We start from the raw sequence: 20228 nt of genomic DNA on the forward strand, positions 1-20228 counted from the left end.
TTTGCGAGCCCGTGGAAGGACGCCCCTTGGTCGCCTCGCGCAACCCCCAGTCCGACAGCACTACGAATGTTTCCGGCGCACCCCGTCGCATCAGCTTCGCGAAGATCTCCGAACCTCTCGAGGTTCCGGATCTTCTTGCGTTGCAGGTGGACAGCTTTGACTGGCTGGTCGGAAACGAAACCTGGCAGGCCAGGGTGGCCGCCGCCGAGGCAGAGGGACGGACAGATCTGTCCTCCCCGTCCGGCCTCGAGGAGATCTTCGAGGAGATCTCCCCGATCGAGGACTTCAGCGGCACCATGTCGCTGTCGTTCCGCGACCACCGGTTCGAGCCCCCGAAGAACACGGTCGACGAGTGCAAGGAGCGTGACGTCACCTACTCGGCGCCGCTGTTCGTCACCGCCGAGTTCATGAACAACGAGACCGGCGAGATCAAGAGCCAGACCGTCTTCATGGGTGACTTCCCGTTGATGACGCGCAAGGGCACGTTCGTGATCAACGGCACCGAGCGTGTCGTCGTGTCCCAGCTGGTCCGCTCGCCCGGTGTGTACTTCGAGCGCACGCCGGACAAGACCTCGGACAAGGACATCTTCACCGCCAAGATCATCCCGTCGCGCGGTGCGTGGCTGGAGTTCGAGGTCGACAAGCGCGACATGGTGGGCGTGCGGCTGGACCGCAAGCGCAAGCAGAACGTCACCGTGCTGCTCAAGGCGCTCGGCTGGACCGACGCGCAGATCCTCGAGGAGTTCGGCGAGTACGAGTCGATCCGGCTCACCCTGGAGAAGGACCACACCTCCGGCCAGGACGACGCGCTGCTCGACATCTACCGCAAGCTGCGCCCCGGCGAACCGCCGACGCGTGAGGCTGCCCAGGCGCTGCTGGACAACTACTACTTCAACGGCAAGCGCTACGACCTGGCCAAGGTCGGCCGGTACAAGATCAACAAGAAGCTCGGCCGGGACGAGACGCACGACACCGCGGTGCTGACGATCAACGACATCGTCGCCACGATCAAGTACCTGGTGGCGCTGCACGAGGGCAAGACCGAGCTGACCGCGCCGCAGGGCGAGATCGTCGTCGAAGAGGACGACATCGACCACTTCGGCAACCGCCGGCTGCGCACGGTCGGCGAGCTGATCCAGAACCAGCTCCGCACCGGCCTGGCCCGGATGGAGCGGGTGGTCCGCGAGCGGATGACGACCCAGGACGTCGAGGCGATCACGCCGCAGACCCTGATCAACATCCGTCCGGTGGTTGCGGCGCTGAAGGAGTTCTTCGGTACTTCGCAGCTGTCGCAGTTCATGGACCAGACCAACCCGATCGCGGGCCTGACCCACAAGCGCCGCCTGTCGGCGCTTGGCCCGGGTGGTCTGTCGCGTGAGCGGGCCGGCTTCGAGGTTCGTGACGTGCACCCGTCGCACTACGGCCGGATGTGCCCGATCGAGACCCCGGAAGGCCCGAACATCGGCCTGATCGGCTCGCTCGCGACGTACGGCCGGGTGAACCCGTTCGGCTTCGTCGAGACGCCGTACCGCAAGGTCGTCGACGGCCGGGTCACCGACCAGGTCGACTACCTGACCGCGGACGAGGAGGACCGGTTCGTCATCGCTCAGGCCAACGCGGCGCTGACCGACGACGACGCGTTCGCCGAGGACCGGGTGCTGGTTCGCCGGCGCCACGGTGAGGTCGAGCTCGTGCTGGTCGACGACGTGGACTACATGGACGTCTCGCCGCGCCAGATGGTGTCGGTCGCGACGGCGATGATCCCGTTCCTCGAGCACGACGACGCCAACCGCGCCCTGATGGGCTCCAACATGCAGCGCCAGGCCGTTCCGCTGATCACCGCGGACGCCCCCCTGGTCGGTACCGGCATGGAGTTCCGCGGAGCGGTCGACGCTGGCGACGTGCTGGTGTCGGAGAAGGCCGGCGTCATCAAGGAGGTCTCGGCCGATCTGATCGAGGTCGCCGCCGACGACGGCACGTACCAGACGTACCGGCTGCAGAAGTTCCGTCGCTCGAACCAGGGCACCTGCATCAACCAGCGTCCGCTGGTCGACGCCGGGCAGCGGGTCGAGGTCGGCTCGCCGCTGGCCGACGGTCCGTGCACCGACGAGGGCGAGATGGCTCTCGGCCGGAACCTGCTCGTGGCGTTCATGCCGTGGGAGGGTCACAACTACGAAGACGCGATCATCCTGTCGCAGCGCGTCGTGCAGCAGGACCTGCTGACCTCGATCCACATCGAGGAGCACGAGGTCGACGCCCGCGACACCAAGCTCGGCCCGGAAGAGATCACCCGCGACATCCCCAACGTCTCCGACGAGATGCTGGCGGACCTGGACGAGCGGGGCATCATCCGGATCGGCGCGGAGGTCACCACCGGTGACATCTTGGTCGGCAAGGTCACGCCCAAGGGTGAGACCGAGCTGACCCCGGAGGAGCGGCTGCTCCGGGCGATCTTCGGTGAGAAGGCGCGCGAGGTGCGCGACACCTCGCTGAAGGTGCCGCACGGTGAGAACGGAACCGTCATCGGGGTCCGCGTCTTCGACCGCGACAACGGCGACGAGCTGCCGCCGGGCGTGAACCAGCTGGTCCGCGTGTACGTCGCGCAGAAGCGCAAGATCTCCGTCGGCGACAAGCTCGCCGGACGCCACGGCAACAAGGGCGTCATCTCGAAGATCCTGCCGGTCGAGGACATGCCGTTCATGGAGGACGGCACCCAGGTCGACATCATCTTGAACCCGCTGGGCGTGCCCGGCCGGATGAACGTCGGTCAGGTGCTCGAGACCCACCTCGGCTGGGTTGCCAGCCGCGGCTGGAAGGTCGACCCGGACAGCCCCGAAGAGTGGGCCCAGCGACTGATCAAGATCGGCGCCGGCGAAGCCGAGCCGTTCACGAACGTCGCCACCCCCGTCTTCGACGGCGCGCGCGAGGAAGAGGTCACCGGCCTGCTCGGCTCGACCCTGCCGAACCGCGACGGCGACCGGATGGTCGACAGCACCGGCAAGGCCAACCTGTTCGACGGCCGCTCGGGTGAGCCGTTCCCGCAGCCGGTCGGCGTCGGCTACATGTACATGCTGAAGCTGCACCACCTGGTGGACGACAAGATCCACGCCCGCTCGACCGGTCCGTACTCGATGATCACCCAGCAGCCGCTGGGTGGTAAGGCGCAGTTCGGTGGTCAGCGGTTCGGCGAGATGGAGGTGTGGGCCCTCGAGGCCTACGGTGCCGCCTTCGCGCTGCAGGAGCTGCTGACGATCAAGTCCGATGACGTGGTCGGCCGGGTCAAGGTGTACGAAGCGATCGTCAAGGGCGAGAACATCCCGGAGCCGGGTATCCCGGAGTCGTTCAAGGTTCTCGTCAAGGAAATGCAGTCCCTGTGTCTGAACGTTGAGGTGCTCTCGTCCGACGGAAGCCGGGTCGAGATGCGCGACAGCGAAGAGGATGTCTTCCGCGCGGCGGAGGAACTGGGAATCGACCTGTCCCGGCGTGAGCCGAACAGCGTCGAGGAGGTCTGAGCGGGTTGCCGCTTTCGATCAACAGTCAACTCACTCAGACCATTTTTACAATCGGGAGATAACACATCGTGCTCGACGTGAACTTCTTCGACGAGCTTCGGATCGGCCTGGCGACCGCGGATGAGATCCGCCAGTGGTCGCACGGTGAGGTCAAGAAGCCCGAGACGATCAACTACCGGACGCTCAAGCCTGAGCGTGACGGTCTGTTCTGCGAGAAGATCTTCGGTCCCACCCGGGACTGGGAGTGCTACTGCGGCAAGTACAAGCGTGTTCGCTTCAAGGGCATCATCTGTGAGCGGTGTGGCGTAGAGGTCACCCGTTCCAAGGTGCGCCGCGAGCGGATGGGCCACATCGAGCTGGCCGCGCCGGTCACCCACATCTGGTACTTCAAGGGTGTCCCGTCGCGACTCGGCTACCTGCTCGACCTCGCCCCGAAGGACCTCGAGAAGGTCATCTACTTCGCGGCGTACATGATCACCGACGTCGACGACGAGGCGCGGCACCGCGACCTCTCGTCGTTGGAGGGCCGGACCGATGTCGAGCGCAAGCAGCTCGAGGGCCGGCGCGACAACGACATCGAGACCCGGATGAAGAAGCTCGAGGAGGACCTCGCCCAGCTCGAGGCCGAGGGCGCGAAGGCCGACGTTCGCCGCAAGGTGAAGGAAGGCGCCGAGCGTGAGGTCAAGCAGCTGCGCGACCGTGCGCAGCGCGAGATCGACCGCCTCGACGAGGTGTGGAGCAGGTTCAAGAACCTCAAGGTCCAGGACCTGGAGGGCGACGAGATCCTGTACCGCGCCATGAAGGAGCGGTTCGGCAAGTACTTCGAGGGCGCGATGGGCGCGGCCGCGATTCAGCGGCGCCTGGAGACCTTCGACCTCAAGGCCGAGGCGGACAGCCTGCGCGAGACGATCAAGACCGGCAAGGGCCAGCGCAAGACCCGCGCCCTGAAGCGGCTCAAGGTCGTCACCGCGTTCCTGGCCACCAACAACAGCCCGATGGGCATGGTCCTGGACTGCGTCCCGGTCATCCCGCCGGACCTGCGGCCGATGGTCCAGCTCGACGGTGGCCGGTTCGCCACCTCCGACCTGAACGACCTGTACCGCCGGGTGATCAACCGGAACAACCGGCTCAAGCGACTGCTCGACCTCGGCGCTCCCGAGATCATCGTCAACAACGAGAAGCGGATGCTCCAGGAGGCCGTCGACGCGCTGTTCGACAACGGCCGTCGTGGACGTCCGGTCACCGGCCCGGGCAACCGGCCGCTGAAGTCGCTGTCCGACATGCTCAAGGGCAAGCAGGGTCGTTTCCGTCAGAACCTGCTGGGCAAGCGAGTCGACTACTCCGGCCGTTCGGTCATCGTCGTCGGCCCGCAGCTGAAGCTGCACCAGTGCGGTCTGCCGAAGGCGATGGCGCTGGAGCTGTTCAAGCCGTTCGTGATGAAGCGGCTGGTCGACCTCAACCACGCGCAGAACATCAAGTCCGCCAAGCGGATGGTCGAGCGTCAGCGCGCCCAGGTCTGGGACGTGCTGGAAGAGGTCATCACCGAGCACCCGGTACTGCTGAACCGCGCGCCTACCCTGCACCGACTGGGGATCCAGGCGTTCGAGCCGCAGCTGATCGAGGGCAAGGCGATCCAGATCCACCCGCTCGTCTGCTCCGCGTTCAACGCGGACTTCGACGGTGACCAGATGGCGGTGCACCTGCCGCTGTCGGCCGAGGCGCAGGCCGAGGCCCGGATCCTGATGCTGTCGACGAACAACATCCTGAAGCCTGCTGACGGCCGTCCGGTCACGATGCCGACCCAGGACATGATCATCGGCATCTACTTCCTGACGATGCTCAAGGAAGGCGAACTCGGCGAGGGCCGGGCGTTCAGCTCGATGGCGGAGGCGCTGATGGCCTTCGACCGCAAGGAGCTGTCGCTGCAGGCCAAGATCACGCTCCGGCTCGACCAGGCCGGTGCTCCGGCCGGCTCGACCGAGCGCCCGAACGGTGGGTTCTCGCTGGAGACCACGCTGGGTCGCGCCCTGTTCAACGAGGCGCTGCCGAGCGACTACACCTTCGTGGACACCGAGGTCGGCAAGAAGCAGCTGGGTTCGATCGTCAACGATCTGGCCGAGCGGTACTCCAAGGTCCAGGTGGCGTTCTGCCTGGACGCGCTGAAGGACCTCGGTTTCCGCTGGGCCACTCGTTCCGGTGTCACGGTGTCGATCGACGACTTCAGCACGCCGCCGAGCAAGCCGGAGATCATGGCTCGCTACGAGGCCCAGGCCGAGAAGGTCCAGAAGCAGTTCGAGCGGGGTCTGATCACCTCGTCCGAGCGGCGGCAGGAACTGATCGAGATCTGGACCGGCGCCAACGCCGAGGTCGGCAAGGCCATGGAGGAGAACTTCGCCAAGGCCAACCCGATCTGGATGATGGTGCACTCGGGTGCGCGAGGCAACATGATGCAGATCCGGCAGATCGCCGGTATGCGTGGTCTGGTGGCCAACCCGAAGGGCGAGATCATCGCCCGGCCGATCAAGTCCAACTTCCGCGAGGGCCTGTCGGTGGTCGAGTACTTCATCGCCACCCACGGTGCTCGTAAGGGTCTTGCCGACACCGCGCTGCGGACCGCCGACTCCGGGTACCTGACCCGTCGTCTGGTGGACGTGTCGCAGGACGTCATCATCCGCGAGGAGGACTGCGGCACCGAGCGTGGCCTGCCCAAGCAGATCGGCGAGGCCGGTCCGGACGGCAAGGTCGTGCACGCGGAGAACGTCGAGACGAGCGCCTACGCGCGGACCTTGGCGACCGACACCTTCGACGCCAAGGGCAACCTGGTGCTGGCAGCCGGCAGCGATCTGGGCGACGTGTCCATCGCGCTGCTGGTCGAGGCCGGTATCGAGCAGGTCAAGGTCCGCTCGGTACTGACCTGTGACGCCAAGACCGGTACCTGCGCGAAGTGCTACGGCCGTTCGCTGGCCACCGGCAAGCCGGTCGACATCGGTGAGGCGGTCGGCATCATCGCGGCCCAGTCCATCGGTGAGCCCGGTACGCAGCTGACCATGCGTACCTTCCACACCGGTGGTGTCGCGGGTGATGACATCACGCACGGTCTGCCGCGTGTGGTCGAGCTCTTCGAGGCCCGTCAGCCCAAGGGCAAGGCGCCGATCGGTGAAGCTGCCGGCCGGATCGCCATCGAGGACACCGACAAGACCCGGAAGCTGGTGCTCACCCCGGACGACGGTTCCGAGGAGGTCGCCTACCCGGTGTCGAAGCGGGCTCGGCTGCTGATCGAGGACGGTCAGCACGTCGAGGTCGGCCAGCAGCTGACGCAGGGTACGCCGGACCCGCAGGAGGTTCTGCGGATCCTGGGTATCCGGAAGGCGCAGGAGCACCTGGTGGACGAGGTCCAGGAGGTGTACCGGTCGCAGGGTGTGGCCATCCACGACAAGCACATCGAGATCATCGTCCGGCAGATGCTGCGCCGGATCACGGTGATCGAGTCCGGCGAGGCGAACCTGCTGCCGGGTGAGCTGGCGGACCGGCTGATGTTCGAGGCCGAGAACCGTCGGGTCGTGGCTGAGGGCGGTACGCCGGCCTCGGGTCGTCCGGTGCTGATGGGTATCACCAAGGCGTCGCTCGCGACCGAGTCGTGGCTGTCGGCCGCCTCCTTCCAGGAGACGACCCGGGTCCTGACCGAGGCCGCGATCCACGGCAAGTCCGACTCGCTGGTCGGTCTGAAGGAGAACGTCATCATCGGAAAGCTGATCCCGGCGGGTACCGGCATGGACCGTTACCGCAACATCCGGGTGGAGCCCACCGAGGAGGCGAAGGCCGCGATGTACTCGATGGTCGGCTACGAGTCGTACGACTACGACTTCGGCCCGTCCGCCGGGCAGTCGGTCCCGCTCGACGACTTCGACCTGGGCTCGTACCAGAACTGAAGTCCGTAGTACCCGCCGAGGGCGGCACTCCCATTCCGGGGGTGCCGCCCTCGCGGCGTTTCCACGTCGTTCGATCCCCTCGTTGCCCTTAGCAACAAGGGGAAACGGAGCCAGATCGTTGTACCCGCAGGGGTTGTGGAGCAGGCCGGCCGGGCGACACGCCGAGGGTGGTCAACTGGCTGCGGAGTGTTGCGAGGGGTCGGCGTGGAAGTGTCGGCGGGATGCGCGAAGATGACGCGTATGACGGACCTCCCGGCGTACCTGCAACCGTTCGTGCTGGACGTCGCGCAGGGTGCGGAGCACCGGGTCGACCGGGTCGGCGAGCTCGACTTCCACCGGCCTGCCGGGACCGCTCGCACCGGCGCGATCCTCTTGGTCCACGGTGGTCCCGGACCCGCCGATCTCGAGGTGTCGCCGCGGGACTGGCCGGTCTACCAGGGCTATGCCGCAGCCATCGCTCAGCGCGGCCAGGTGGCCGTCGTGGTCGATCACAGCCTGATCCGGGGGCTCGACCAGCTGGCCACCGCCGCGGACGACGTAGAGGCCGCTGTCGGCGTACTGCGGGCCGATCCGCAGGTAGACCCCGAGCGCGTCGTGCTGTGGTTCTTCTCCGGCGCCGGCCTGCTGGCGGGGGAGTGGCTGGACAGCCGCCCCGACTGGCTGCGTGCCGTCGCCCTGACCTATCCCATGCTCGCCACTCCGCCCGGTGTCGACGAACTGGTTTCCGCCGCCGAAGTGATCGGCAAACACAAGGACCTGCCGGTGCTGCTGACTACCGTCGGCCGCGAGCGCGAAGAGCTCGCCCGACCGGTGGCGGAGTTCGTCTCCGCCGGTGGCGCCGCGCTGGACATCATCGACGTACCGAAAGGGCAACACGGCTTCGACATGCTCGACCACAGCGAAGAGTCCCGCGCCGCGGTGACCAAGGCCCTCGACTGGGCCATCGCCCACCTGGGCGAAGACCCCACCGCACCCACCCAACTCCCCATCCCAGCCGCCACCATCCCGGCACCCACCCACCAACCCACCAAAACCCCCGCAGCAGCAACCCCAGCCACCCGCGCAACTGCCTCGCGGGGCGAGGCGGCGGTAGCGCCGGCCCGCTCAGCTGCCAGTAGCGCCGTCGCGCCGCAGGCATCGGCGGCCGCCGGCCTGGTGCCCGCACCGGCCGGCGCGGCGTCAGGTGGCACCGGCGCGACCACCCTCGGCGATGCCGAGCAGGCTGCTGTGCCCGCCAGCCAGCAGAGTGTGCAGGCGACCGCCACCGCCTTGTCTTCGCCGGTGCAGGAGGAGACTGTGGCTTCTCGGGTGGTGGGGCGGGAGCATGCTGCGTTTGAGGCACATGATCTTGAGGCGTTTTTGGCGATGTACTCGCCGACGGCTCTGCTGCAGTTTGCTGATGGGCCGGTGATGCGGGGAAGGCGTTCCCTGCGGGAGCACTACCGGCCGCAGTTCGAGGCGGGTGAGTGCAAGCGGGAGCTGGTCCAGCGGATGCTGGTCGGCGACTGGGTGATCGAGCAGACGATCACCAACCAGACCCCGACCGTCGCGCTGTATCAGGTACAGGACGGGCTGATCACCGAGGTCCGCTTCATCAGCTGAGACAGAGCTTGAAGTAGTTCGAGCGCACTGCGACCAGCCGGACGCAGTGCGCTCGACCTGTTCAGGCCATGATGCCGAGTGGCGTCGGCTTCCAACCCGGGAACACCTTGCCTGCTTGAGCTTCACTGAGCCCCAGCCGCCGCATCACGACCTCCGACAGCACGTCGCGGTAGTCGTTGGTGCCCGGCACATCACCTTGATCCAGTACGCCGGGCGCCAACCCCTCCCACTTCCCATGCACTCCACCCTTGACGCCCCCACCGAGCACCAGCGCCACCCCGCCATGCCCGTGATCCGTCCCGCTGTTCGCGTTCTGCTCCACCCGGCGACCGAACTCGCTCATGGTCACCACCGTGGTGTTGTCCAGATCAGGCCCGAGCTCAGCAGCAAATGCCGCCAGGGCCGTCGCCACCGTCTTCAGCGAGTTGGTCATGTCGCCACCATCGACCGTGCCGAGATCCGTGTGCATGTCCCAGCCACCCAGATCCACAGTGGCCACCCGTACTCCGGCCTTGGCCTTGATCAACTGCGCCAGCGTCGCCAGGGACGCCCCGAACTCCCCATCCGGATAGCCGCGCTCCTTGGCCGGCTTCTCCTGCTGCTTGGCGTACCCCTGCGCCCGCGCCGACGCCTGCAAGGCATCAAGCCCTTGCACCCCCAGCGGGTGGTCTATCCCGGTGTAGAGCGTCTTCAGCGCCGCCAGCGTCTGCGGTGCGACCCCGTCGATGCCCTTGACGGTGAAGTCCTTCAGCGAGCTCAGCATGATCGGGTTGGAGCTCCCCAGCAGCGACCGGCTCATCCGGGTGCCCAGACCCAGCCCGCGGAACGTAGTACCGGGCCCTAGCTCCTGCAGGACTCTGTCGAGCCACCCGGACTGCACGGAGGATCTAGCAGCTCCACCACGCTCCAGACAGTCCTGGGCCTGGAAGTGGCTGCGAGTCAGGTCAGGAGTAGACACAGCCGGTACTGCGGCCAGCCACCCCGTCGTCATCAGTGGCAGCAGGGGAGCAAGAGCTGGGTGCATGCCGAACCCACGCTGCAGGTTGAGCAGCGAAGCGGCCCGTACCGCGATCGACGGCCGAGCCTTGAGCAGCTCCGGGTCATCCGCAGGTACCAGCACGGACAACCCGTCCATGCCACCGCGAAGGAACACGACGATCAGCGTGCCACCCGGCGCAGCGCCGGGGTCCGCCCAGGAGACGCGGGTAGTCACCAGTTGAGTAGCAGCGACTCCCACCCCCAGGCCACCTGCCAGTAGGCGGCGCCGGGTGAAGCCCTTGCTCCACTGCGACTCTCTGTCCTCCGCATCGGCCACCACTGCCGCAGCGCTGGCCCGCAGAGCGGCGTCAGCCGGGGTAGGGCCCAGGCGCTGCCAGTCAGGGCAGTCGGGATGCAACGAAGCGAGCATGTCTCTCATGAGTGCGGTACTCCTGCTGGGCGGTGTGGGAAGAGTTGGTCAACGAGCAAGGAACTGTGGGGAGTCGAGGACCAGGGCGACTACATGGCCCGCCTGCCACTCCATCCGCCCCCGGTCGACCCGGGAGGTGAGCTTTGCTCCGACGAACGTCGCCAGAGCGGTGCGCTGCCGGGCGTCGGGCAGCTGCCCGAGCAACTGCACACCGAGTCGGTCGAACCACTCGCGGTAGGTATCGCCCTTCCGCGGTTGCAGAGCGGTCGGCAGCTTCGCCTGCTTCATCCCCTCCCACCAGCCGAACGTCATAGCGCGGTGCATCGACCAGCGCTCGAGCATCTGGCCGGCTGAGGCCCAGGCCGGTGCCACGTCCGGGTAGCCGTTGGGGGACGGCCAGGCGAGCGGTGCGTGGCCGAGGTTGTTGAGTTCCCAGTAGACGCCCTCCAGGCCCTTGGGCGTGGCCGGACCGAACGGCAGGTCGAGTGCCCGCGCACTGCTCACCACGTCTTCCAGCGGCCGCTTCGTCTTGCTGCCAAGGGAGTTCCAGAACTCACTACTGCGGAACAGAGCGCTCAGCATCGGCAGGATCGCCGTGTTGTTGCGCAGGTAGATCTGCGCCAGCCGATTGACCAGTGCAGCCGGGGGAGAGTCGTCTACGAACCGTACGACGAGCTTGCGGGCGATCGTCTTGGCAGTAGCCGGGTGCTTGGCCAGGTAGTCGAGATAGCGGTCGCCGACGGCCAGGCCCCCCTTACCCGAGCTGTTGGCCGCAGACCAGTCGAGTACCTTCACCCGCCCGGTCCGGTGCTTGTCGGCGTCGTATTCGAAGACACCGTCCTTGGTGGCGCCGCGGCCACTCAGTACATAGGCACTGGCCCGTACATCCTTCTCTGTATAGCCGGATGACACTCCAACCGTGTGCAGCTCCAGCAGCTCCCGGCCGAGGTTCTCGTTGACGCTGTCGCGGGTAGAGGCGTCGTTGTCGAGGAACCGCAGCATCGCGGGATGTCGCATGGCGGCCTGCAACATGTCGCTGTACCGCCCGAAGGCATGCCGCCTGATCACCGACACCGCGTACTGCGGCGCGACATCCCACCCGCGGTCCGACGGTGTCGCCACGTGCAGGTGGTTGGCGAAGACATCCACCACCACCTCGAACAACTGCCTGCTCCCGAAGACCTGACGACCGAGCGTCGCGATCCCGGTGTGGAACATCGCCTCCCACGAGTACTCATCGATCGACCTCCGGACGGTGGCGGGATCCGCACCCGCCAGCGGAACAGCACGCCAGACCCGGTCCCCGGCCGCATCCTTGGCCGTCGGCGACAACTGAGCCGCCAGCCACTTGTCGATCCCAAGCCGTTCAAGCGCCTGTACGTCGGCCGGCCGCGGCCCGAACGTCACGCGATTGAGCAGATGCCGCCGGGCCTGGGCACCGGTCAGGGGACCGCTCTTGCCGGTCAGCAATCCGGGGGAGGCGCGGCCGGCCTTGGCAGCGGCCGCATAACCGGCGTACTCGGTGGGCTTGCCGGTCTGCCCGGCGGCCTTGGAGCCCTTACCGGCGACGAAGCTGGAGTCGCGGTCCTCGCCGTCGGTGGCAAGACTCGGCTGCTGGGCGACCCGGGCGCGGGCCGCGACCGTAGTACCGGTTGGGTCTCCGGTCCGGGCAGAAGCCAGCACGCGGTTGCGGAGGGTGTCCGGGCGGCTGAGGATCTCGGCAGCCAACCCGCCGGCGGCCAGGGTGCCGGCGACGGCACCGATGGCCGCCCGGCGGGCTACCGGCGACAGGGTCCGTGGGGCGGGCGGACCTGGCGGCGGCTGCTCGTCCGCGGTGAGGCGGGGACGGTTCGAGGGGGCGGGACCGTGATCCACGAGCGTTTCTCCTGGCGAGAGCGGCGGCTGCGACAGATCCCCGTTACCAGGTCGTTACACCTGATGGGCGTGACTATGCCGCAAACTTCGCGGTCCGGAACCGGCCCGGGACGATGTTTACCGAGATCAGACATAAGGAATCCGAATGGCCCGGTCCGGCCGCGTCGAGAGTGCCGTCAGGGATCCGGTAGACTGGCAGTGCGGCTGCGCCTCTGCACAGCGCGGTGTTCTGTTTTGACCGTGCTTGAGGCAGCCGCTAGTCTTAACGATCGTGCCCGGGTCATCCTGGGCCGTCATGCGTGCCCCTCGTACTTTTCGGGTCAGCGCGTGGCACGGGACTTCTGCCGACAGTCAGAAAGTTTATGACTCCGGCGTGTCCGTGCCCTCGCGACACACCCGACCGCGGGGGTCAGGTGCGCAGCAACCGACCGGACGACAGAAAGAGACCTACGCGGTGCCCACCATCCAGCAGTTGGTCCGCAAGGGCCGCCAGGACAAGGTGTCCAAGAACAAGACGCCGGCCCTGAAGGGTTCCCCTCAGCGTCGTGGTGTGTGCACGCGCGTCTACACGACCACACCGAAGAAGCCGAACTCGGCGCTTCGCAAGGTCGCTCGTGTTCGCCTCACCAGCGGCATCGAGGTCACCGCCTACATCCCCGGCGTCGGCCACAACCTGCAGGAGCACTCCATCGTGCTCGTGCGCGGTGGTCGTGTGAAGGACCTCCCGGGTGTCCGGTACAAGATCATCCGCGGTTCGCTCGACACCCAGGGTGTGAAGAACCGGAAGCAGGCTCGCAGCCGGTACGGCGCGAAGAAGGAGAAGAGCTAATGCCCCGCAAGGGTCCCGCACCCAAGCGGCCGGTCATCATCGACCCGGTCTACAGTTCCCCGCTGGTCACCCAGTTGATCTCCAAGATCCTGGTGGACGGCAAGAAGCAGATCGCGCAGAGCATCGTCTACACCGCCCTCGAGGGCACCCGGACGAAGACGGGCACCGACCCGGTCATCACGCTCAAGCGCGCCCTGGACAACGTGAAGCCCAGCATCGAGGTGAAGAGCCGCCGCGTCGGTGGCGCCACCTACCAGGTGCCGATCGAGGTCAAGCCCGGTCGCTCGACCACGCTCGCCCTGCGCTGGCTCACGTCGTACTCCCGGGCCCGTCGCGAGAAGACCATGTCCGAGCGCCTGATGAACGAGATCCTGGACGCGTCCAACGGTCTCGGTGCCGCGGTCAAGCGCCGCGAGGACACGCACAAGATGGCCGACGCCAACAAGGCATTCGCCCACTACCGCTGGTGAGCCGGGGCCCGTTCCCGGGCCCCCGCGTTCACTCTTTTGAAGCTAGACAGAAGCGAGAGGTAGACCACCGAGGTGGCCGTACAAATCACCACCGACCTGAGCATGGTGCGCAACATCGGCATCATGGCCCACATCGACGCCGGCAAGACGACGACGACCGAGCGGATCCTGTTCTACACCGGTATCACGTACAAGATCGGTGAGGTCCACGACGGCGCGGCCACGATGGACTGGATGGAGCAGGAGCAGGAGCGCGGCATCACCATCACGTCCGCCGCGACGACCTGCACCTGGAAAGACCACACCATCAACATCATCGACACCCCCGGGCACGTCGACTTCACCGTCGAGGTCGAGCGCTCGCTGCGCGTCCTCGACGGCGCCGTCGCGGTCTTCGACGGTGTCGCTGGTGTCGAGCCGCAGTCCGAGACCGTGTGGCGCCAGGCGGACCGGTACGGCGTACCGCGGATCTGCTTCGTCAACAAGCTCGACCGCACCGGCGCCGAGTTCATGCGCTGCGTCGACATGATCGTCGACCGGCTGGCCGCGGTGCCGCTGGTGCTGCAGCTGCCGATCGGCGCCGAGTCCGACTTCATCGGCGTCGTCGACCTGGTCGGGATGCGCGCGCTGACCTGGCGTGGCGAGACCACGATGGGTGAGGACTACACCGTCGAGGAGATCCCGGCCACCCACACCGAGCTCGCCGCGGAGTGGCACGACAAGCTGATCGAGACGCTGGCCGAGGCCGACGACGAGATCATGGAGATGTACCTGGAAGGCGAAGAGCCGACCCAGGAGCAGGTCATGGCCGGCATCCGCCGCGCCACGATCGCCTCCAAGCTGACCCCGGTGCTGACCGGTACCGCGTTCAAGAACAAGGGCGTTCAGCCCCTGCTCGACGCGATCAACGCCTTCCTGCCGAGCCCGCTCGACGTCCCCGACATCGAGGGTCACGACATCAAGGACGGCACCGAGGTCGTGCTGCGCAAGCCGGACGACTCCGAGCCCTTCTCGGCGCTGGCCTTCAAGATCGCGGCCGACCCGCACCTGGGCAAGCTGACCTTCATCCGGGTCTACTCGGGCAAGCTCGAGACCGGCACCCAGGTGCTGAACCCGACCAAGGGCCGCAAGGAGCGGATCGGCAAGATCTACCGCATGCACGCGAACAAGCGTGAGGAGATCGCGTCGGTCGGCGCCGGCCACATCGTCGCCGTGATGGGTCTGAAGGACACCACCACCGGTGAGACGCTGTGCGACCCGGCCAAGCCGGTCCTGCTCGAGTCGATGACGTTCCCGGCGCCGGTCATCTCGGTCGCCATCGAGCCGAAGTCGAAGGCCGACCAGGAGAAGCTCGGCGTCGCGATCCAGCGCCTTGCCGACGAGGACCCGACCTTCCAGGTCCGGACCGACGAGGACACCGGCCAGACGATCATCGCCGGGATGGGCGAGCTGCACCTCGAGGTGCTGGTCGACCGGATGAAGCGCGAGTTCCGCGTCGAGGCCAACGTCGGCAAGCCCCAGGTCGCCTACCGCGAGACCATCAAGAAGAAGGTCGAGAAGGTCGACTACACGCACAAGAAGCAGACCGGTGGTTCGGGTCAGTTCGCGCGTGTGATCATCAGCATCGAGCCGACCGCGGTCGAGGCGGGTGGCGAGGGCGGTTACGAGTTCGTCAACGCCGTCACCGGTGGCCGGATCCCCCGGGAGTACATCCCGTCGGTGGACGAGGGCGCACAGGAAGCGATGGAGTTCGGCGTCCTGGCCGGCTACCCGATGGTGGACGTCAAGGTCACCCTGACCGACGGCGCCTACCACGATGTCGACTCGTCCGAGCTCGCCTTCAAGATCGCCGGTTCGATGGCCTTCAAGGACGCGGCCCGCCGCGCCCAGCCGGTCATCCTCGAGCCGATGTTCGCGGTCGAGGTCATCACACCCGAGGACTACATGGGTGAAGTGATCGGCGACCTCAACTCACGCCGCGGCCAGATCCAGTCGATGGACGAGGGCCCCGGTGGCAGCCGGGCCATCAAGGCCTCGGTGCCGTTGTCCGAGATGTTCGGGTATGTCGGGGACCTGCGGTCGAAGACCCAGGGCCGCGCGTCGTACTCGATGCAGTTCGATTCCTACGCCGAGGTTCCGAAGAACGTGGCGGAAGAGATCATCAAGAAGGCCCGCGGCGAGTAATCTCGCCCCGGACCAACCAACCCACAGCGCGTCGGCGTACGGCGTAAGTCAACATTTCCCAGGAGGGCCCCAGTGGCTAAGGCGAAGTTCGAGCGGACTAAGCCGCACGTCAACATCGGCACCATCGGTCACATCGACCACGGTAAGACCACTCTTACCGCGGCGATCACCAAGGTGTTGCACGACAAGTACCCGACCCTGAACGAGGCGTCGGCCTTCGATCAGATCGACAAGGCGCCGGAAGAGCGTCAGCGCGGTATCACCATCTCCATCGCGCACGTCGAGTACCAGACCGAGGCCCGGCACTACGCACACGTCGACTGCCCGGGTCACGCGGACTACATCAAGAACATGATCACCGGTGCGGCCCAGATGGACGGCGCGATCCTGGTCGTCGCCGCCACCGACGGCCCGATGCCGCAGACGCGTGAGCACGTGCTGCTCGCCCGTCAGGTCGGCGTGCCGGCGATGGTCGTCGCGCTGAACAAGTGCGACATGGTCGACGACGAGGAGATCCTGGAGCTCGTCGAGCTCGAGGTTCGCGAGCTGCTCTCCGAGCAGGAGTTCGACGGTGACAACGCGCCGGTCGTGCACGTTGCCGCCCACCCGGCCCTGCAGGGTGACGAGAAGTGGGGTGAGTCGATCCTGAAGCTGATGGATGCGGTCGACGCCTACATCCCGCAGCCGGTTCGCGAGATCGACAAGCCGTTCCTGATGCCGGTGGAGGATGTCTTCACCATCACGGGTCGCGGCACCGTCATCACCGGCCGGATCGAGCGCGGCGTGGTCAAGGTCAACGAGACCGTCGACCTGATCGGCATCCGTCCGGAGAAGCAGACCACCACGGTCACCGGCATCGAGATGTTCCGCAAGCTGCTCGACACCGGTGAAGCCGGCGAGAACGTCGGTCTGCTGCTTCGTGGCACCAAGCGCGAAGACGTGGAGCGCGGCATGGTCGTCATCAAGCCGGGCACCACGACCCCGCACACCAACTTCGACGCGTCGGTCTACATCCTGTCGAAGGAAGAGGGCGGCCGTCACACGCCGTTCTTCCAGAACTACCGCCCGCAGTTCTACTTCCGCACCACGGACGTCACCGGCGTCGTCACGCTGCCCGAGGGCACCGAGATGGTCATGCCGGGCGACAACACCGACATGACGGTCGAGCTGATCCAGCCGATCGCCATGGAAGAGGGCCTGAAGTTCGCGATCCGGGAAGGTGGCCGTACCGTCGGCGCCGGCCGGGTCACCAAGATCCTCAAGTGATTTCATGAGGTCCGCGAGGGCTCGTAAGTCGAGCCCTCGCGGATCTCTGCTTTAGGCGGTTTCCGCCTGAAGCCACCTCGATTGGCATTCCGATGCCGATCTCTGGCACAATATTCAGGTTGCTCAGGCGAGGTTGCCGGGGCGCGCCCCAGAGTGTTCTTCTGGCTGGTGCGCCGGACCGGAGACCATGCCGAGGTGCCGGTCCGAGACCGGGCCCCGATCTCCATCCCAGGGTCGAAAGTGTGTGGTGACGCGCGTGCCGCGTCCGCGACACACCCGACCGCGGGGGTCGGAGCGACAAAGACGAAGACAAAGAGAAGGACGTAGCGAAGCGATGGCGGGACAGAAGATCCGCATCCGGCTGAAGGCCTACGACCACGAGGTCATCGACAGTTCGGCGCGCAAGATCGTCGAGACGGTGACGCGTACTGGTGCGAAGGTTGCTGGCCCGGTGCCGTTGCCGACGGAAAAGAACGTGTTCTGCGTCATCCGCTCGCCGCACAAGTACAAGGACAGCCGCGAGCACTTCGAGATGCGCACCCACAAGCGGCTCATCGACATCATCGACCCCACGCCGAAGACCGTCGACTCGCTGATGCGTCTCGACCTGCCGGCCGGTGTCGACATCGAGATCAAGCTCTGAGGGACGCGAACAGCCAATGAGCAAAACCAAGAACACGCGCGGTCTGCTGGGCACCAAGCTCGGCATGACCCAGACCTGGGACGAGAACAACCGTGTCGTCCCCGTCACCGTGATCCAGGCCGGCCCGTGCGTGGTGACCGAGGTTCGTACCTCGGCCAGCCACGGCTACGACGGCGTGCAGATCGCGTTCGGCGACATCGACCCCCGCAAGGTGACCTCGCCGATGCGCGGCCACTTCGAGAAGGCCGGCGTGACTCCTCGCCGCCACCTGCTCGAGCTGCGCACCCCTGACGCCAGCGAGTACACGCTCGGCCAGGAGATCAAGGCCGAGGCGTTCACCGCGGGCGAGATCGTCGATGTCTCCGCCACCAGCAAGGGCAAGGGCTTCGCCGGTGTCATGAAGCGGCACGGCTTCCACGGCCTGCGCGCCACCCACGGTGTGCACAAGAAGCACCGCTCGCCGGGTTCCATCGGCGGCTGCGCGACCCCCGGTCGCGTCTTCAAGGGCATGCGGATGGCCGGCCGGATGGGCAACGAGAAGGTCACCACGCAGAACGTGACGGTCCACGCGATCGACGTCGAGCGCGGCCTGGTCCTGCTCAAGGGCGCCGTCCCCGGCCCCAAGGGCGGCCTCGTGCTGATCCGCAACGCCGCGAAGGGAGCTACCAAATGAGCACCGTTGACGTCGTCGTCGTGAAGGGCGACAAGGTCGCCAAGAAGGGCTCCGCGGAGCTCCCGGCCGAGCTGTTCGACGTCCAGGTCAACATTCCGTTGATCCACCAGGTCGTCGTGGCCCAGCTGGCCGCCGCCCGTCAGGGCACCCACAAGGTCAAGCGCCGTGGCGAGGTGTCCGGTGGTGGCGCCAAGCCGTACCGCCAGAAGGGCACCGGCCGCGCCCGTCAGGGCTCGACCCGCGCGCCGCAGTTCACCGGTGGTGGCGTCGTCCACGGCCCCACGCCGCGTGACTACAGCCAGCGGACCCCGAAGAAGATGATCGCCGCCGCCCTGCGCGGAGCGCTCTCCGACCGGGCCCGTGAAGGCCGCGTGCACGTGGTCGACCAGTTCGTCGACGGCGACGTGCCCTCGACGAAGGCCGCGAAGGCCGTCCTCGCCGAGGTCACCGAGTTCCTCAAGGTGCTCGTGGTGGTCGAGCGTGACGACGACGTCTCGCTGCTCAGCCTGCGCAACGTGCCGACCGTGCACCTGATCGCGGCCGACCAGCTGAACGCCTACGACGTGCTGTGCAACGACGCGATCATCTTCACCAGCAAGTCGCTGGAGACCTTCGTCGCCGGTACGCCCAAGGGCAAGTCCGTCAAGGCTGTCGCGACGTCGACCGAAGCCGAGCAGGAGGTAGAGGCATGAGCCACGGAGTCAACAAGGACCCGCGGGACGTGCTGCTGCGGCCGGTCGTGAGCGAGAAGAGCTACGGCCTGCTGGACGAGCAGAAGTACACGTTCGAGGTCGCCCCGGACGCCAACAAGACCGAGATCAAGCTCGCGGTCCAGAAGGTGTTCAAGGTCCGCGTGACCAGCGTCAACACGATCAACCGCAAGGGCAAGCGCCGCCGTACCCGTACGGGCTGGGGCAAGCGTCCTGACACCAAGCGAGCGATCGTCAGCCTTGCCGGCGACGACCGCATCGACATCTTCGGAGGCCAGTCGTAATGGGTATCCGCAAATACAAGCCGACAACGCCGGGCCGTCGTGGCTCGAGCGTGGCCGACTTCGTCGAGCTCACCCGTTCGACCCCCGAGAAGTCGCTGCTGCGTCCGCTGCCCAAGAAGGGCGGCCGGAACAGCTCCGGCAAGATCACCACCCGGCACCACGGTGGCGGTCACAAGCGGGCGTACCGCCTGATCGACTTCAAGCGGTACGACAAGGACGGCGTCCCGGCGAAGGTTGCCGAGATCGAGTACGACCCGAACCGCACCGCGCGGATCGCGCTGCTGCACTACGTCGACGGCGAGAAGCGCTACATCCTCGCCCCGGCCAAGCTGGAGCAGGGCACCATCGTGGAGAACGGCCCCGCGGCCGACATCAAGGTGGGCAACAACCTGCCGCTGCGCAACATCCCGGTCGGCTCCACGGTGCACGCCGTCGAGCTTCGTCCCGGTGGTGGCGCCAAGATGGCCCGCTCCGCCGGCGCCAGCGTTCAGCTGGTCGCCAAGGAGGGCCGGATGGCCACCCTGCGGATGCCGTCCGGCGAGGTCCGGATGGTCGACGTGCGCTGCCGCGCCACCCTCGGTGAGGTCGGCAACGGCGAGCAGTCGAACATCAACTGGGGCAAGGCCGGCCGGATGCGCTGGAAGGGCAAGCGCCCGACCGTCCGTGGTGTCGCGATGAACCCGGTCGACCACCCGCACGGTGGTGGTGAGGGCAAGACCTCCGGTGGACGTCACCCGGTGTCCCCCTGGGGCCAGCCTGAGGGCCGCACCCGCGGCCGCAAGGAAAGCGACCGCATGATCGTCCGGCGCCGCAAGGCCGGCAAGAAGCGCTGATAGGAGCCGG

Annotated in this window: 14 protein-coding genes; 12 read left to right on the top strand and 2 right to left on the bottom strand. The window is 66.8% G+C overall.

Annotation, left to right across the window (positions count from 1 at the left end; all coding sequences use genetic code 11):
- Positions 1-26: 26 nt before the first annotated feature.
- From rpoB to ACIA12_RS27790, 3 genes are all read left to right on the top strand, one after another.
- Positions 27-3512 (top strand): DNA-directed RNA polymerase subunit beta, encoded by a 3486-nt coding sequence (gene rpoB / locus ACIA12_RS27780; protein ID WP_396370433.1) that lies wholly within the window; start codon positions 27-29, stop codon positions 3510-3512.
- A 68-nt stretch (positions 3513-3580) separates the two neighbouring features.
- The gene (locus tag ACIA12_RS27785; protein ID WP_396370008.1) at positions 3581-7441 is read left to right on the top strand and encodes a DNA-directed RNA polymerase subunit beta'; all 3861 of its coding nucleotides are present in this window, start codon (positions 3581-3583) and stop codon (positions 7439-7441) included.
- Positions 7442-7672: 231 nt separating this feature from the next.
- Positions 7673-9043: a nuclear transport factor 2 family protein gene (locus ACIA12_RS27790; protein WP_396370009.1), complete on the top strand. Its 1371-nt coding sequence runs from the start codon at positions 7673-7675 to the stop codon at positions 9041-9043.
- A 61-nt stretch (positions 9044-9104) separates the two neighbouring features.
- On the opposite strand, the gene ACIA12_RS27795 is transcribed toward ACIA12_RS27790, so the two are convergent.
- Both ACIA12_RS27795 and ACIA12_RS27800 read right to left on the bottom strand, forming a co-directional pair.
- A complete protein-coding gene (locus ACIA12_RS27795) occupies positions 9105-10460 on the bottom strand; it encodes a DUF1501 domain-containing protein (protein ID WP_396370010.1) in 1356 nt (451 codons plus the stop codon).
- Between the two features lie 39 nt (positions 10461-10499).
- Complete coding sequence (locus ACIA12_RS27800; RefSeq protein WP_396370011.1) at positions 10500-12326, bottom strand: DUF1800 domain-containing protein; 1827 nt, start codon at positions 12324-12326, stop codon at positions 10500-10502.
- 454 nt (positions 12327-12780) lie between these two features.
- Between ACIA12_RS27800 and rpsL the strand changes: the two genes are divergently transcribed.
- From rpsL to rplB, 9 genes are all read left to right on the top strand, one after another.
- Positions 12781-13155 carry a 30S ribosomal protein S12 gene (rpsL, locus tag ACIA12_RS27805; RefSeq protein ID WP_012923692.1) on the top strand — a complete coding sequence of 125 codons (375 nt, stop codon included), beginning with the start codon at positions 12781-12783 and terminating at the stop codon, positions 13153-13155.
- The gene (gene rpsG / locus ACIA12_RS27810; RefSeq protein WP_328329424.1) at positions 13155-13625 is read left to right on the top strand and encodes a 30S ribosomal protein S7; all 471 of its coding nucleotides are present in this window, start codon (positions 13155-13157) and stop codon (positions 13623-13625) included. Before rpsL ends, rpsG begins: the two co-directional genes overlap by 1 nt.
- A 102-nt stretch (positions 13626-13727) precedes the next feature.
- Entirely contained in the window at positions 13728-15809 is a 2082-nt protein-coding gene (fusA, locus tag ACIA12_RS27815) for an elongation factor G (protein ID WP_396370434.1), read from the top strand.
- 72 nt (positions 15810-15881) lie between these two features.
- The gene (tuf, locus tag ACIA12_RS27820; RefSeq protein WP_396370012.1) at positions 15882-17075 is read left to right on the top strand and encodes an elongation factor Tu; all 1194 of its coding nucleotides are present in this window, start codon (positions 15882-15884) and stop codon (positions 17073-17075) included.
- Between the two features lie 334 nt (positions 17076-17409).
- A complete protein-coding gene (gene rpsJ / locus ACIA12_RS27825) occupies positions 17410-17718 on the top strand; it encodes a 30S ribosomal protein S10 (protein WP_343976410.1) in 309 nt (102 codons plus the stop codon).
- Positions 17719-17734: 16 nt separating this feature from the next.
- Positions 17735-18391, top strand: a complete 657-nt coding sequence (gene rplC, locus ACIA12_RS27830; RefSeq protein ID WP_396370013.1) for a 50S ribosomal protein L3 — start codon at positions 17735-17737, stop codon at positions 18389-18391.
- The gene (gene rplD / locus ACIA12_RS27835; protein WP_396370014.1) at positions 18388-19083 is read left to right on the top strand and encodes a 50S ribosomal protein L4; all 696 of its coding nucleotides are present in this window, start codon (positions 18388-18390) and stop codon (positions 19081-19083) included. Before rplC ends, rplD begins: the two co-directional genes overlap by 4 nt.
- Positions 19080-19385, top strand: coding sequence for a 50S ribosomal protein L23 (rplW, locus tag ACIA12_RS27840; RefSeq protein WP_112243217.1), 306 nt, complete (start codon positions 19080-19082; stop codon positions 19383-19385). The genes rplD and rplW overlap by 4 nt, the downstream gene beginning before the upstream one ends.
- Positions 19385-20218, top strand: a complete 834-nt coding sequence (gene rplB / locus ACIA12_RS27845; RefSeq protein WP_363813231.1) for a 50S ribosomal protein L2 — start codon at positions 19385-19387, stop codon at positions 20216-20218. The genes rplW and rplB overlap by 1 nt, the downstream gene beginning before the upstream one ends.
- The last annotated feature ends 10 nt before the right edge of the window (positions 20219-20228 follow it).

It is taken from the genome of Kribbella sp. NPDC051620, assembly GCF_044453825.1.
In the GTDB taxonomy this organism is placed as follows: domain Bacteria; phylum Actinomycetota; class Actinomycetes; order Propionibacteriales; family Kribbellaceae; genus Kribbella.